Source organism: Bacillus sp. MZGC1, from assembly GCF_002998605.1.
Classification (GTDB): domain Bacteria; phylum Bacillota; class Bacilli; order Bacillales; family Bacillaceae; genus Bacillus.
Map to the genome: position 1 here is coordinate 280,199 of NZ_PVRE01000004.1, position 16,289 is coordinate 296,487.

A 16,289-nucleotide genomic window follows, 5' to 3' on the forward strand; every position below is an offset into this window, starting at 1 on the left:
TCCTTTTTTGAATCTGATTGGATTTTATCGCAAACAACGAAGTTTGTAAAATATGGAATTCGAAGGCTGGAATGGTATTCTTCTAGCACGAAACATTCTCGCTGCACTAACGTATAAGGTAAAGGAACCTCATGAAAGGAAGCGATCAAGTGAAAAGAATACCAGTGATTTCCCTCAGATATATTGTCTTCTTTATTCCAGCAATCATTCTTAGTGTCTTGGTGTGGAACCATTACCAAGATGATTTGTCAGCAGGGAAAGCGACGCAATATGACGTCAAACGAATTTTTACATTTGATGAAGGAAAACGAGTGGTGAGTGCTGTATCAAAAGACCAGCAGCTCCATTTTGGAATGTATGATCCTCAATCAGGAAAAAGAATCAGTGAATGGACCACGGAAAGCGATACGTTTAATGAAATGTTTCCATCCATTCAAGGTAACAATCTCTTACTTGCTTTAAAAAATAAAGAGGGGCAGCTGTTGATCGAGAAAATAACGCCAAGTGGAGAAAAGAAAGAGCTCGTTAAGCAAAATCTACTGATCCCCTCATTTTTAAAAACGAATACATATCAATGGAATGGACAGCTCGTGTTTACAGGAGAAATGGAAGGCGCCGCTGCAGTCCTCGGTGAGCTAAAGAATGGTCAGTTTCATGTGCACAATCTCAACGAGCTAAAGCTGCCAGCAAGGCCAGTCTCCATGGATGTCGTCATGAATTCCTTTAGAGGGCAGACGCCTATTCCTATATTTGAATTGACTTTGAAAAATGACCAGAAGGCATATGTTAGCGGTATCTCAAACGAGAAGCATCAGCTTGGTGTCTATGTCTCCAAAAACGCTGATCCGTTTAGCCTCATTGAAGATACAGTTGAGCAGAGGCTGCAAAAAAAGATTGGATCATCACAAAACTTTGCTGTCGCCGTAGAATCGAATTATCCAAAAAGGGCAAGGAAAGTGAATGCAGAGGGAAGGCTTGGGAAAGTCGTCCCAACACCAAAACCAATTTATCAAACCTATATCTACCAGCTTAATGAAGAAGAAGTTCTTATTGCAGGCTCTACTGCAAAGGACGAAGCAAAAGGCAAACTGACTGGATATATTTATAACCATCGCACGAATAAGGCGACGTCTGCCAGCAAGCTTTTTCAATCGTTGTCATATGAATCCTTACAAAGAGAAGAGCTCACTTTCAATAAAAATGTGAAGAGCGATTGGATCTATTATTCATTCGACAATCAATTAACGGGTGCATATGAGACGACGAGCAGCCAGCTAAAGGAATTTCCTTTGAAAAAAGTCATCTCAATCGAAAACGCGAGTCCTGCTCACCAAACGTCTGTTGACACCTTTATGCAATATGTCATGAAAGGCGGGCCACTCATTCTCAACTGGGCGATATGGCTGTTTATTCCACTACTGTTATTTGTACTAGCCATCTTCCTGCCGCCGATTTTGAGACTGGTGAGAAACAACAAGATTAAAGACAGTGTCACATTAGAAGCCAATATTGTATCTGTCAAAGAAACGGGCACCTACATCAACGAACAGCCGCTTGTCAAAATGCAGCTGCAATTTCAATATGATGGGGAAAACATCGAGAAGACGGTTAAAACAGTTGTATCCTTTACCCAGATACCGCAGCCGGGTCAGCGTATCGCCATTCTCTACAATCCGAAGAAGAAAAAAGCGATGCTCTTAAAAGAGGGGGACTTCTCACAGACAAGTGAGCCAAAGTTCATCAAAGGCGCTGTTTTAAGAAATATAGAATCATATGAAACCGTAGGACGAGGCACTGTCTTATCGCTTACATTTGAAGCAGATCAGAAAAGGTATACCATTCCGATGATTCAAGCCGCTGGTTTTGAATTTAGAAAAGGAGAAAAAGCCGATCTCGTCGCCATCAGCGGTCAGTTGAAAATGGCAGCCTATGGCCATGAAGTGCGGAATCGATCGGGGAAAGATGTGACGTTAACAGGAACCATTCAGCGAGTGAAGCAATATCCAGTCACGATTCATGGACAAAAGCCTGTCATGCTGGATGTGACGGTTTCAAGCGGAGATCAGTCTATTACAAAAACGGTCAGCCAATTCATCCCTGATCATATGCAGGTCGCATCAGGAACTCCAATCACGATCCAGACAAAGAAAGAAGAGCTGGATAGAGAAATCGGTCTCATGCAAGAGAAACAAGGAAGTGCAAAAGTGACCCATGTCGCATTTGCTGGCGTCATCGGCAACCAGCCGCTAGCAATCATTCAGATTGAGAGAGATGGCATGCAGTATGAAGTGAAACAGCCAATCGATCCAATGACTAGTGTACTGCCAGGTGATGAATTATGGGTGGCGTATGACGAAATGACGCGTCAAGCAGCCATTGTGAAATATGCATCAATTTAAAAAAGCGTTCCTTTAACAGAACGCTTCAGCGTGTAGACAAAGGGCTAAAACGACATTCGATTTAGCCCTTTTTTGATTAAGCCTTTGTATCGTACTGGCGGAGCACCTTATCATAGGCGAAGTTGCCGAAAGGAATGAACGCTGCAAAAAAACCAGCGATGGACCATTTCAAATGCCAGCGAACTTTAAAAGTCACATATGCCAAAACAAGCATATAGATGACAAACAATGCGCCATGAAGAGAGCCTACAATGGTGACTGCCATCGGAATATCCGCAAAATATTTCAGAGGCATGGCAATTAAAAGAAGGGTTAAAAGAGACATACCCTCAATAAAACCCGCCTGTCGAAGACGGCTAATACTTGTATGCATATACAAATCCTCCTGTATAAAAGCTAGTTTCTCATCTTCTAATATAAACGAAAGATCGTCTGGACATGCTAAAATCTACGAAAAATTCAAAATATGTTCATGTAATGCTTAAAAAATGGGAAAAAGGAAAAATCACTTAATCCTTGTTTGTTTCAGAGAGTACTTGCTTTAAGTGCATCACATCATGTAATAAATGATCCGTCATCGCTTGAACGGCTTCTGTGGAGCGGCGCTCTTTCATTTCAGAATAAATGGCAGCATGCTCTTTTTGAATCGTCTCAGCACGCGCTCCGCCGCTAAAATGAAAGATACGGCAAAAATGAATGAGTGCATTCACATGATTCAATTGTTTACATAAGCGGTGATTGTGACTCGCTAGAATAATTTTTTGATGAAAGGCTTCATGTAACTGGACGATTTCTTTAGATGGCAGCTGCTGCTTGATTGCTCCGTCTGCCTGCTTGAGGACCTGCTCAATATCATCCAGCTCTCTTTGCGCGGCTTCCTTGCATGCAAGCTCAACAGCTAGCGTTTCTAGGGCGATTCGAACTTGATAAAGCTCCTCGACATCTTTTTCCGTTAACGTATAGACAGAGTAGCCTGACCGATGATCAGCGATCAAGAGCTCATCTTTTTCTAAAAGCCTCATCGCCTCTCTAACCGGTGATCGGCTTACACCAAATTGTTTGGCAAGCTGTGTCTCATTGATGCGTTCCCCTGGCTGAAACTGCCCATCAAATATCATTTGCTTCAGCTGTTCATAAAATTGCATATGGTATGGTGCTGGTCTTTTCATCTCGAATGAATTCATCCCGTCATTCCCTCATTTACACATCATCTTTTGTCTCATGTTATCCAAGTTTTTCCCTCTAGGCAAGCCTGCATCGGAAAAGTCAATATCGTACAATTCAAGAGAAAAAGGGTGTGCTACACTAATGATCAGTTCAGTGAAAGAGGGGATCGACATGAAAACACAAGAAGAACGAACGGTACATTTTGATCAGGACTTGCAAATAGAGGCGTATCGCTTTCATGGCATCATGCAAAAGTTCCCGAATCATTTTCATACATACTATGTGATTGGATTTATTGAGGACGGTCAAAGACGTTTGATCTGCCAAAATGAAGAATACATCATTGAAAAGGGAGACATCCTTCTTTTCAATCCATATGACAATCACGCTTGCGAGCAGATTGATCACAGGACACTAGATTATCGTTGTTTAAATATAGAAGCAGATGTCATAGAGAAAATGTTTCAGCACAAGCCACATTTTAAAGCCCCTGTGTTTTCACAAAGTGAACTGACAAAGCCATTATATGATCTTCATCAAATGATCACAGAAGAAGCTCCAGCTTTGAATAAACAGGAAACGTTTTATTTCTTTATGAAGCAGCTGATTGAAGCCTATGCTGATACATCAGAGGAAAAAGCGTCAGCAGCGCATGCCGCCGAACAGAAAGTCCAAGATGTACAGCAATATATTGAAACATACCGCACGGAAAATATTTCGTTAGACGACTTAGGAGAGCTTGTGTCTATGAACAAATACTCCCTTCTTCGTGCTTTTACAAAGTACAGAGGGATCACGCCGTATCGTTATTTACAGACAGTGAGAGTGAACTATGCGAAGGAGCTTCTCGCCCAAGGAGTGAAGCCTGTAGATGCGGCAGTCTCCGCTGGTTTTTCTGATCAAAGTCACTTGAGTCATTTCTTTTCAGAATTTATTGGGCTCACCCCAGGGCAATATCAGCAAATTTTTGCAAAGCAGGTAACAGCAGATGAAAAATAAACAGCTGCTTGGTCATCTAGCGGCCATGTTCACTATTTTTCTATGGGGTTCGACCTTTATCTCAACCAAAATATTATTAACTGCTTTTTCTCCCACAGAGATATTATTTTTTCGCTTTTTTATTGGGTATCTGGCTCTGATGATGATCTATCCGGTCACCATGAAGGTGCAGCGTAAAAAGCATGAAGCGATGTTTGCGCTCGCAGGATTATGCGGTGTGGTCTTATACTATTTTTTAGAAAATGTCGCACTCACCTATACGTTCGCTTCGAATGCAGGTGTCATCAGTTCAGTTGTGCCATTCTTCTCATTTTTATTGGCTTATTTTTTATTGAAAGATGAGCCGCTGCATCGCCGATTTTTCATAGGCTTTTTTATCGCGATGACAGGCATTGTGCTGATTAGCTTTAATGGAATGACGACGTTCCAATTGAATCCACTCGGTGATGTGCTAGCATTAACGGCGACCATTGTCTGGGCCTTCTATTCTATTTTATCGAAAATGATCAACCAATATGGATACCATATCATTCAAGTGACGAGGCGTGTCTTTTTTTACGGCTTGCTTTGGATGCTTCCCCTGATCTGGCATTTTAAGATTCGTTTAGACTGGGAGCGATTGACGAACCCGTCGTTTGCCTTTCACTTGCTGTTTTTAGGCCTGTTCGCATCTGCCATTTGTTTTCTAACATGGAGCTTTTCGGTGAAAACGCTCGGTGTGGTGAAATCGAGTGTGTATATTTATGGCGTTCCTATTATTACGATGGTCATTTCAATGATCGTTCTTCATGAGAGATTGACCCTCATGTCTGTACTCGGAACGGCACTGACCTTAGGAGGACTGCTGCTTTCAGATAAAAAAGATGCGGGGAGGAAGAAACAGAAACCCTCGATGCTTTTCCAGGATAAACAGGCGCTTTGATCAAAAAAGCGTCTTTTGTCCATTGAAAGAACATGAACTCTCTAGTAAACTCAAATTTAAACGGTCGACGGTCGACCGACGATAAAGGGGGAGAAATGAATGAAGCATGTTTCAATTGCGGCGATACCAGGTGACGGGGTTGGGAAGGAAGTTGTACCTGAAGCCATACGAGTATTGAAAGCGGTGTCAGAATTACATGGCGGTTTGTCTTTTACCTTTCAGGATTTTCCGTGGAGCTGTGAATATTATTTAGAGCATGGCGAGATGATGCCAAAGGATGGATTACATCAACTGAAAACCTTTGACAGCATTTTCTTAGGGGCTGTCGGAGATGCCAATTTAGTGCCGGATCACGTATCGCTTTGGGGACTGCTTATTAAGATTAGGCGGGAATTTGAACAGGTGATAAACGTCAGACCTGCAAAACAGCTGAGCGGCATTCGCTCACCGCTTACGCAGCCAAAGGATTTCGATCTTCTAGTTGTCAGAGAAAACGGTGAAGGTGAATATAGTGAAATTGGAGGCCGTATTTATCAAGGAGAAGATCAGCTTGCTGTTCAAAATGCAGTGTTCTCAAGAAAAGGGACAGAGCGTGCGATGCGTTTTGCCTTTCAATTAGCAGAAAAAAGACGAAAGCATGTGACGAGTGCAACCAAATCGAATGGGATCGTCCATACCATGCCTTTTTGGGATGAAGTGTTTCAAGACGTAGCAAAGGATTATCCAGAGGTGGCAGCAGACTCTCAGCACATTGATGCGCTCTCAGCCTTCTTTGTAACAAGACCAGAAAAATTCGATGTGATTGTGGCCAGTAATTTGTTTGGTGATATTTTGACGGATCTTGGGGCAGCCATTATGGGGAGTATTGGCGTGGCGCCTGCCGCCAACATCAATGTAAATGGCAAATACCCATCCATGTTTGAGCCTGTACACGGATCAGCTCCAGACATTGCGGGAAAAGGAATCGCCAACCCAATCGGTCAAATTTGGACCGCTAAACTGATGCTTGATCATTTCGGAGAAGAAGAGCTGGGTACGCACCTTCTCAGCACCATCGAATCAGTCACAGCAGACGGCTTTTTAACAGCGGACATCGGCGGATCCTATCAAACACAAGAAGTCACAAACGAAATCATCAAACGATTGAAGAAATAATCCGTCATTAGAACTGCATCTCCACGTCTGCTATAATAAAAGGATGGATAGAAGAAAGAGATGTGAAATCTAGTGTCAAAAACAGTTGTATTAGCAGAGAAACCTTCAGTAGGACGTGACCTTGCGCGTGTGCTGAAGTGTCATAAAAAAGGAAATGGTTTTTTAGAAGGAGATCAATACATTGTGACATGGGCGCTTGGCCATTTGGTCACACTGGCTGATCCAGAAGGCTACGGAAAAGAATTTCAATCCTGGCGTTTAGAGGATTTACCAATCATTCCAGAGCCGCTTAAGCTTGTTGTGATGAAAAAGACAGGAAAACAATTCCAAGCAGTGAAAGCGCAGCTTGCGAGAAAAGATGTCAAAGACATTGTCATTGCAACAGATGCTGGACGTGAAGGGGAGCTTGTCGCAAGGTGGATTCTTGAAAAAGCACATGTGAAAAAGCCCTTGAAACGACTATGGATCTCATCTGTCACGGACAAAGCCATTCAAGAAGGCTTCAAACGATTAAAAGACGGCAGAGAATACGATAACCTGTATCGCTCAGCAGTTGCACGTGCAGAAGCAGACTGGATTGTCGGCATCAACGCAACAAGAGCGCTGACAACCAAGTTCAATGCACAGCTTTCCTGCGGACGGGTACAAACACCAACGATTGCCATGATCGCCAAACGAGAAGAAGACATTCAGCAATTTCAGCCGAAGCCGTTCTATGGATTGATTGCACAAGTAGATGGACTGACTTTGACCTGGCAGGATGCCAAAACAAAGCAAAACCGGACATTCCAAGAGAATGTGATCAAAGAGCGCTTGGCAGCATGCGAAGGAAAACCAGCAGTGGTTGATGCGTTGAAAAAAACAGCGAAAAAAGCTTTTGCACCGGGCCTGTACGATCTGACTGAATTACAGCGTGATGCGCATAAACGCTATGGCTTCTCAGCAAAAGAAACATTATCTACGCTTCAGCGATTGTATGAGCAGCATAAGCTCGTGACATATCCACGTACAGATTCACGGTTTATTTCAGCGGATATCGTTCCTACATTAAAAGATCGTTTAAAAGGAATGAACGTCAGACCATATGCGCAGCATGTGAACCGGATTTTACAATCAGGTGTAAAAGCGCACAAAGGCTTCGTCAATGATGCAAAAGTGTCAGATCACCATGCGATCATTCCAACCGAGGAAGAGCTGTATCCAGGTGCATTAAGTGATAAAGAGCGTAAATTATATGACCTTATTGCCAAACGATTCCTTGCGGTACTCATGAATCCTTTTGAGTACGAAGAAACAACGGTTATCGCCAAAATAGGCAGTGAAACGTTCACAGCAAAAGGGAAAATCGTGCAATCAGCTGGCTGGAAAGCCGTGTACGATGATTCCTATGAAGAAGAGGAATCAGCCGAGGTGGATCAACATTTGCCGCTGCTTTCAGAAGGACAGTCACTAGACGTACGACAGCTGAAAGAAACAAGAGGAGAAACGAAACCTCCTGCACGTTTTAATGAAGCGACCCTATTATCTGCCATGGAAAACCCAGCGGCATTTATGCAGAAAGAGGAAAAAGACTTAGTGAAAACCCTTGGTGAAACAGGTGGTCTAGGGACAGTAGCAACAAGAGCAGATATTATTGAAAAGCTGTTCAATAGCTTCCTAATCGAGAAAAAGGGCAAAGACATCTTCATCACATCGAAAGGAAAGCAGCTGCTCTCTTTAGTGCCTGAAGACTTAAAGTCTCCTGCGTTAACAGCGGAATGGGAACAAAAGCTTTCTAAAATCGCAAAAGGGCAATTGAAAGCTTCTCAATTCATGAGTGAAATGAAATTATATGCGAAACAATCCGTATCTGAAATCAAACAGACGAACCAGACCTTTAAGCATGACAATGTCACTGGCACCCATTGTCCAGACTGCGGAAAACTGATGCTGAAAGTGAATGGAAAACATGGAACGATGCTTGTTTGCCAGGACCGGGAATGCGGCCATCGTAAAAATGTGGCGAAGAAAACAAACGCACGCTGCCCGAACTGTCATAAAAAGCTCGAGCTGCGCGGAGAAGGCGATGGCAAAATCTTTGCTTGTGTGTGCGGCCATAGAGAAAAACTGTCTGTCTTCGAAAAACGCAAATCTCAATCCAATCAAAAGAAAGCCAGTAAGCACGATGTGTCTAAATATTTGAAGAAACAAAAGAAAGTGGAAGAACCAATTAATAATGCACTAGCTGAACAATTAAAGAAATTAAAATTAGATCAATAGTTTTATAAAAGCCCGTGCGGAAACGCATGGGTTTTTTAGTTTTACCGAGCATATCGATATATTGTTTTTCTGAAAATGGGAATAAATGTGCGAAAAGACTCGTAATTTGGTATAAAATATTTATTTAAATTTATACAAAAACGCTCTATAATAAATCGTTAGATGCTTAGAGAACGGGGAGTTGAAAGGGGACACGAATGCATACACGCATATATCGTACAGCAATTGTTTTACTCATTGTCATTCTACTAGGCGGATGTACCTGGAAACAGCAGAAAGAATCAGCTGATCCAGTATCAACACAGCCTGTTTTGCCTGGAGAATATTTTATCACTCACCACTTAATGACAGATGAAGGCTTGATTCGTACCTCTTTTGCAGAGGAACATATCTACTTATCTGAATCACTTGGACTTTGGATGGATTATCTTGTTCGAAAAAAAGATCAAAATTTATTTGACCAACAGTTGAGTGTTTTACAAGATCAATTTTTACTAGACCATCATCTTCTCAGCTGGCAAATTGAATCTGAACAAAAAAGTAAGGCCAATGCTTTAGTTGATGATTTACGTGTAGTGGCGGCACTTCAAAAGGCAAATCGTTTGTGGAAGAAGTCAGCGTATCAAACGACAGCAAAAGAAATCGCTCAAGCGTTAAAAGAAAAAAACATGTTCAAAGGCATATTGTCCGATTACTATGATGCATCAACAAATCGAACTTCACACACAATCACACTCTCTTATATAGATCCAAAAGCAATCAAAGAATTGGAATCCCTCCAAATATTCACGAAACAAATGACCAGTAACCAATTAGCCATTCTAAAACAAGCACCGAGAAAAAAAGGATTCTTTCCTAAGTCCTATGACATAAAGAAAAAAACATATTCATTCGACCAAGAAATTAATATGATCGATCAACTTTATACAGCTTTACATGCACACCATGCAAAGGTAAATACGTCCGAGATCATGAAATGGCTTAAAACGTCGTTTAAACAAGAAGGAAAACTGTACGGAAGATACAAACTGAGCACATTGCAGCCATCTGTCACATATGAATCGCCTTCGGTATATGCACTCGTCATTTTGTATGCCCTTAAACAAAATGAGCTGAAATTCGCAAAGACTGTCTATCAACGCATGAAAGAATTACAAACCCAAGATCCTCTCAAGCCTTATTACGGAGGATACATGAACGAAAAAGAGACACACTCATTTGATAACTTATTGCCTCTAATTGCAGAAAGGGAGCTCCTAAATGAATCGGTTGTTCAGTAACACGTATCGCTTGTACTATTCTCTGCTCCTCACGTTTGCAGGCCTTATTTTGTTTATGGGCTACCTTAACGTACAAGATGCAGAGAGCTTTATGATCATCGCACTGACATTTGTCGTGTTAGGCTGCGGTATTTTATTTGGTATCCTACCAGCATTAATTTTCACCTTACTGATTTTGTTCTTTATAGGAAGCGCCATGTTCTTTACAGAGCTTGGCCATGAAAATTCCCTTTTTTCAAATCAAACATTGCAAGATGTAGTGATTTGGGGCGTAGCACTTCTTTTTTTCGCTATTTCAGCGGGAAGCTTGCATGAACGGATTAATACGCTGCGTCACATCATTGAACAACAAAAGCAGGCCATCAAACAATTTGTGGCGATTGACTCGACAACAGGATTTGACAATGCTGAGCGGATGAAGCTCGAATTGTCTGAGGAAATGAAACGGGCAGAACGGTACAAACAGCCATTTGTCTTTATCCTTCTTCATATGAATTACGCAGCGGAATTCAAATCGTTATATGGAGAAAAAGAAATGCAGCACCTATTTCAGCAATTAAGTCTCAAGATTCGTGAAAGCGTAAGAGAAACCGATAAGAAATTTCGATTATCCGAAGAGCGAATAGGCTTGCTGTTAACTCATACACCAGAAGAAAATGTGTCAGTTGTCCTTGATAAGCTAAAGGGTAAATTGCAAACGCATGTCCTATTAAACGGTCGTGAAGTGACCTTGACATTTCATGTCTGTCATTTAACAAGCAGCTCGGATTATCGTACGCCACAGCAGTTTTTAAAAGAACTAGAAAAAGAGATGATGATGAATGAACTGTAATTCTTTGATGAAATGTTGTTTGATGATCACGCTTTTTACGATTCTTTCGTTTAAACACATTACTTCAGCCGATGCTCTTGTCACGCAGCCAAATACACTGATCGTTTATTCCACACCATCTGGGGAAGTGACTCCAGCCGTTCATATGCTGGATCTACTCGCCGGTCATTTTTCAAAACAGACGACGATTGTATCCGATGAACATTTGGCTGAAAAGAGGATCAATGAATTTCAGCAAGTCATTTATCTTGGTGAAATAAAGAGAACCTTGTCAAAACAAACCATTCGTGCGATGAACGAATCACAGCAATTCATCGCCATTGGATACAATGCGGAACAGCTTCGCCCATTCTCCAAGCTTACTTTTCACAAACAAGATCATATCAGTCAATTGAAACATACACATGATCAGACATACCGTCAGCTAGAGAGAAGTATCAATGTGTTAACGGTTCGAGGGGCGGACTTGGAAAATGAATTTCTAGTGAAGAAACGTCAATCTGATCTGCCATTTGTGACTCAAACAAAAGAAGGTGCAGCATATATCGGTATCTTAGATGTCGTGCAGCACAACAAGCTTCTTGCAGAAGTGCTAGAAAAATACATGCCATCTTCTGCGCAAATGGCGACAAAATACTTAATGCTCGGGAACATCAGCCCAGCAAGTGATGAGAAAAAGCTGCTTGAACTTGGACAATACGTATCCGCACAGCATATTCCTTATCAAATTGCAGTGACCCCTGTTTGGATAGATCGAGCAACAGGTGATGAAGTCACACTGAGTGACCGCCCGAAGCTCGTGAATGTGTTAAAACAAATGCAAGAAAATGGAGCGAGTATCATTCTTCATGGCTTTAGCCGTACGTATCGAACGGAGGAATCTGGTCAGGGATTTGAGTTCTGGGATGCAAAATATGATCAGCCCATCGCGTCAAATGACCCCAAAAAAGCTGAGAAGAAACAAAGTAAAAGCCAATTCCCAAATGAAAAAGACTTTCATACGTATACCAAATCGTATCAGCAGCAAGAAATCGCCTATACAGAAGAAAAACTGACAAAGGGCATTGAGCTTCTTGCTAGGCAAGGCTTATATCCTCTTGCGTTTGAGGTGCCGCATGATGCGATATCACAACAAGGGTATGAAGTAATTTCAAAGCATGTGTCCAGTCTATTTGGACAGGTGCAGCTGTCAGACCGCACTTGGAAATCAGTCAGCGCATCGCCGCTTGTGACGTCTCCTGCCATGTTACATGGCATGACTTTATATCCTCAGCAGCAAGTTGAGCAAGCGTCTAATAAAGAAGGTTCAAATGTTTTAACTGAACAGACGATTCAATCCGTGCAGCATCTGCAATCAGCCGCAATGGGCCTGTCCTATGACATGGAGTTGGGGCTAGCAGGATTACAGGATTTGATCACACAGATGGAGGCAATCCCTTCTAGCGAATGGCTGGATGTAAAAAAAACAAAACAGACGGTCCAAACTGCACATGTAAAAATCCAAACATCACGGAATGGACATATTCAAGTAGAGGAATCCAACATCGCCGAAACAAAAACAATCAAACGAAGCGGCATGGAAAATATGCTGCGAATTCTTACAGTCGTGGTGATGCTATTTATTGCGGCATTTGCTTTATACACATTGTATTTAAGACTGACAATGAAAAAACGAATTTTTAAGGAGAGAAAATTAGGTGGCTGATGTCTTATTTTATCTTTCATTACTACTGATTTGGACTATGCTCCTATACCACATGTTTCTCATGCAGGGCGGCTTTCAGCATTACCTCACCTATGAAAAAGTGCTGCCTAAATGGACAAAACAAGGGAAAGAGCTGCCAACCGTCAGTATCCTGATTCCTGCTCATAATGAAGAAGTTGTCATTCGGCAGACGTTAAAAGCGATGGTCCAGCTATCTTATCCTAAACACCTCCTTGAAATCATTGTGATTAATGACAATTCCTCTGATCGCACAGGAGATATTGTGCAATCATTCAGTGAGCAATATGATCATGTCCATATGATTGAAACGAAGCCGCCATTTGCAGGGAAGGGAAAATCTACTGCACTGAATGAAGGATTGAAGGCTTCGACAGGAGAAGTGATTTGCGTATACGATGCAGATAACATGCCGGAACAAAAGGCTGTCTATCATTTGGTTCTTGGGTTATTGAATGATCCAAAAGCAGGCGCCGTTGTCGGGAAATTCAGAGTGATCAATGCAGCCCAAAATTTACTGACCAAATTTATTAATATTGAGACCATCTGCTTCCAATGGATGGCGCAGGGCGGGAGATGGAAGTGGTTTGGGATTGCGACAATACCAGGCACCAACTTCGCTATCCGCAGGCACATTTTAGAAGAACTCGGCGGCTGGGATGTCCAAGCTTTGGCCGAGGACACCGAATTAACGATCCGTGTGTATAACCTTGGATATGTGATTCGATTTTTCCCAGCTGCGATCACATGGGAACAAGAGCCTGAGACATGGAAGGTCTGGTGGCGGCAAAGAACGCGCTGGGCTAGAGGTAATCAATATGTTGTACTCAAATTTTTAAGACAGTTTATGAAGCTGAAACGAAAACGAATGATTTTCGATTTGTTTTATTTCTTCTTTACGTATTTCTTATTTTTCTTCGGTGTTCTGCTCTCAAATGGCATCTTTATTGTGAACCTATTTGTTGACCTTCACTTATCTGTAGGGGCTGTCGCACTGATCCTGTGGGGATTAGCCTTCTTCCTCTTTCTAACAGAAGTGATGATTACATTAAGTATTGAGAAAACAGAGCTCACCAAACAAAACATTCTCATTGTGGTCCTCATGTACTTCACCTATTCTCAAGTATGGATTGCGCTTGTCGTGTACTCCTTATGTGTAGAGGTGAAGAGCCGATTATTGAAACAAGAAGTGAAATGGTACAAAACGGAGCGTTACGATCAACAACAAAAGAAAAGCGGGTGACAAATTGAAATCGGTCAAATGGATGATTTTTATATTAGCGCTATCCCTTGCCATTCAGCCTTTTTTCATGGCAAGTCAAGCAATGGCGCAATCCAATCGAGTACAAGTGAAAGACGATTGGGTTCGCTCATCAAAAGGAAGTCAAACAGAAACGCAGCATCTATCAGAAGATGTGGTGACCTTGTATGGACAAGAAGACCGCACTGAATTTTCCTATCAAATGGAGAAAGAAAAAGTAGAGTCTAGCACTCTTACATTAAATATAGAGGCTTCACCATTACTCATTTCGCCATCGTCTTTCACAGTGATGATCGATGGAGAGATTGAAAAGACAATCCCTGTATCAGGGAAAAACCAAAAAAAATCGATTCAAATCAAATTGAACAAAGCGCAATTGAAAAAAGGATCTCATCAAATTCAGCTCGCATTTTATGGTGTGTTAAAAGAAGGTGTGTGTATCAACCAAGAGACACCTGCCAATTGGCTGAAAGTATATCCTGAAAGTGAGCTGGCGTTCAAAGGAGCTCAAACGAAAGACGTGACGTTAGACAGCTTCCCTTCACCTTTTATTCCATCAGGTGAGCAGAAAGAACAAACAGATATTGTGATTCCAAATACACCGGAAGCGGCTGAATTAGAAGCGGCTATGAAAATCTATCGTACGTTGAAAAACAAAGACCGTCTAGCAGACCTCAAACTCGTTCAAGAAAAGGACCTCAAGCAAATTGCGCATCCAACCATTGCTGTGGGAGCAAAAGGAAGCTGGAAAGGACGTATGAAATCGATCGAGCAAGCTGCGGGCATTAAAACAGAAAGCAATCAACTTACGTTAGCGGTGAGAACCCTGACAGCAAAGAAAAAAGAACAGCCCATTTTATTTGTCTCTGCTGAACAGCCAAGGACAATTGCTGAAAAAATCAATGTCCTGACTCAACCAGAACTGACGGGTCAGCTCACTGGTACCGACTTGCTGCTGCAAAAGGTGACAGCTAATGCTTCTAAGCCATCGCATCATATTCGTTTAATAGATTTTGGCGGAGATGATGTCACAGTTGGAACCAAAAAGACGGCATCTGATCACTACTATTATCCGAAAGCATTAATCGCTCAACAAAAATCAGGTGCAAAACTAAATCTATCATTTAAAAAATCGGATCCAGCGAACAAAGCGGAACGTCTAACAGTGATGATCAATAACGAACCGCACGACATACCGTTAACAAAACTAGGAAACAAAGATGAGAATGGATTCTATCATGTGTCCATTCCAGTAGACTCGCAAGTACTTCAAAAGAACGAGTATGTGGACTTGCAATTTGTCACAACGGGTTTTAAAAGCATGGAATCGTGCAGACATACGGATGAAGAAGGCTGGATTTACATTGACAAAAACAGCTCTCTTCAAATACCAGAAGGAACAAATAGTGATACACCGGATTTAGCCGCATGGCCGCTTCCTTACACTTCAAAAACGCAGCAAGGAAACACATTGATCATTATGCCAGATCAAATCAATCAAGCAACGATCAATCAAATGGCGATGCTGACAGAATCATTTAGTCAGCCGGAAGCTGCTCAATATCATTTGGTCGAAGCATCGAATGTGACAAATGAACAATTGAAAAATAACTCTCTCATTTTTATCGGGGGCATCCAGACATTCTCTCTTTTAAAAGAAAAAGCAGACGATCTCATCGTTCCGGCGAAAAAGGGTCAATATGATGTATCCTCATTTGGCATGATCAACGAAACAACAGCTCGTATTGTATGGACGCAGCCATCTGTATGGAATAAAGAACAAACCATGACCGTTTTTGCAGGAATGACGGCAGCTGACGCTGATGTATCAAATGAAGTGATACGTTTCCTTCAAACAAATACGGAGACCGCAACAGTTGCAATAGAAAGCAAGAACAAAGATATGTTTTCTAACAATCAAACAGTCAGCAATGCAAAAAATGATCTTAAAAAAGGTGAAAAGCAAGGCGGCGGTGAGTCTTGGATTTACTTTGCCTGTATCGCTGTACTGATCATTTTTGTCGCTTTGATGATTGTTTATTTCGTACGAAAAAACCGCAAAAAGACTGATGAATAAACGGTCAAAAGACCTCGAAAAAATCTCTTTACTTTGGTGTCAAACGGGAGTATGATCTCTTTTATAAAAGACCAATCGCTGAATCATTTCGATGAGCGGGGGAACCAATTGTGGTGCAAGGCACCACGTGGGGTGAATCCTTTTTAGGTAGGGCAAAGTCTCATGCGCCCGAATCCGTCAGCTAACCTCGTAAGCGTTAAAGAGAGCAAAGACCA

Annotated in this window: 12 protein-coding genes and 1 riboswitch; of the genes, 10 read left to right on the plus strand and 2 right to left on the minus strand. The window is 41.8% G+C overall.

Features of this window, described 5'->3' with window-relative positions; all coding sequences use genetic code 11:
* The first annotated feature begins 149 nt into the window (after positions 1–149).
* Entirely contained in the window at positions 150–2,399 is a 2,250-nt protein-coding gene (locus C6Y06_RS14505; protein ID WP_223251456.1) for a hypothetical protein, read from the plus strand.
* 76 nt (positions 2,400–2,475) lie between these two features.
* On the opposite strand, the gene C6Y06_RS14510 is transcribed toward C6Y06_RS14505, so the two are convergent.
* On the minus strand, positions 2,476–2,772 hold the full coding sequence (locus C6Y06_RS14510) for a DUF3817 domain-containing protein (RefSeq protein WP_034664017.1): 297 nt from the start codon (positions 2,770–2,772) through the stop codon (positions 2,476–2,478).
* A gap of 136 nt (positions 2,773–2,908) precedes the next feature.
* A complete protein-coding gene (locus tag C6Y06_RS14515; RefSeq protein ID WP_060595571.1) occupies positions 2,909–3,583 on the minus strand; it encodes a GntR family transcriptional regulator in 675 nt (224 codons plus the stop codon).
* A 154-nt stretch (positions 3,584–3,737) separates the two neighbouring features.
* On the opposite strand from C6Y06_RS14515, the gene C6Y06_RS14520 reads away from it, so the two are divergent.
* The 9 genes from C6Y06_RS14520 (at position 3,738) to C6Y06_RS14560 (ending at position 16,074) form a co-directional block, all read left to right on the plus strand.
* A complete protein-coding gene (locus C6Y06_RS14520) occupies positions 3,738–4,565 on the plus strand; it encodes a helix-turn-helix domain-containing protein (protein WP_060595633.1) in 828 nt (275 codons plus the stop codon).
* Positions 4,555–5,487, plus strand: coding sequence for a DMT family transporter (locus C6Y06_RS14525; protein WP_060595572.1), 933 nt, complete (start codon positions 4,555–4,557; stop codon positions 5,485–5,487). Before C6Y06_RS14520 ends, C6Y06_RS14525 begins: the two co-directional genes overlap by 11 nt.
* 99 nt (positions 5,488–5,586) lie before the next feature.
* A complete protein-coding gene (locus C6Y06_RS14530; RefSeq protein ID WP_066031305.1) occupies positions 5,587–6,642 on the plus strand; it encodes a tartrate dehydrogenase in 1,056 nt (351 codons plus the stop codon).
* 72 nt (positions 6,643–6,714) lie between these two features.
* Positions 6,715–8,901 (plus strand): DNA topoisomerase III, encoded by a 2,187-nt coding sequence (locus C6Y06_RS14535; protein ID WP_106037110.1) that lies wholly within the window; start codon positions 6,715–6,717, stop codon positions 8,899–8,901.
* Between the two features lie 197 nt (positions 8,902–9,098).
* Complete coding sequence (locus tag C6Y06_RS14540; RefSeq protein ID WP_066031303.1) at positions 9,099–10,181, plus strand: glycosyl hydrolase family 8; 1,083 nt, start codon at positions 9,099–9,101, stop codon at positions 10,179–10,181.
* Positions 10,162–11,013 (plus strand): GGDEF domain-containing protein, encoded by an 852-nt coding sequence (locus C6Y06_RS14545; RefSeq protein WP_106037111.1) that lies wholly within the window; start codon positions 10,162–10,164, stop codon positions 11,011–11,013. Before C6Y06_RS14540 ends, C6Y06_RS14545 begins: the two co-directional genes overlap by 20 nt.
* On the plus strand, positions 11,003–12,718 hold the full coding sequence (locus tag C6Y06_RS14550; RefSeq protein WP_106037112.1) for a DUF2334 domain-containing protein: 1,716 nt from the start codon (positions 11,003–11,005) through the stop codon (positions 12,716–12,718). Before C6Y06_RS14545 ends, C6Y06_RS14550 begins: the two co-directional genes overlap by 11 nt.
* A 37-nt stretch (positions 12,719–12,755) precedes the next feature.
* Positions 12,756–13,979: a glycosyltransferase family 2 protein gene (locus C6Y06_RS14555; protein ID WP_249117116.1), complete on the plus strand. Its 1,224-nt coding sequence runs from the start codon at positions 12,756–12,758 to the stop codon at positions 13,977–13,979.
* Between the two features lie 4 nt (positions 13,980–13,983).
* On the plus strand, positions 13,984–16,074 hold the full coding sequence (locus tag C6Y06_RS14560; protein ID WP_106037113.1) for a cellulose biosynthesis cyclic di-GMP-binding regulatory protein BcsB: 2,091 nt from the start codon (positions 13,984–13,986) through the stop codon (positions 16,072–16,074).
* 66 nt (positions 16,075–16,140) lie between these two features.
* Positions 16,141–16,285, plus strand: a riboswitch (cyclic di-AMP (ydaO/yuaA leader).
* Positions 16,286–16,289 lie beyond the last annotated feature (4 nt).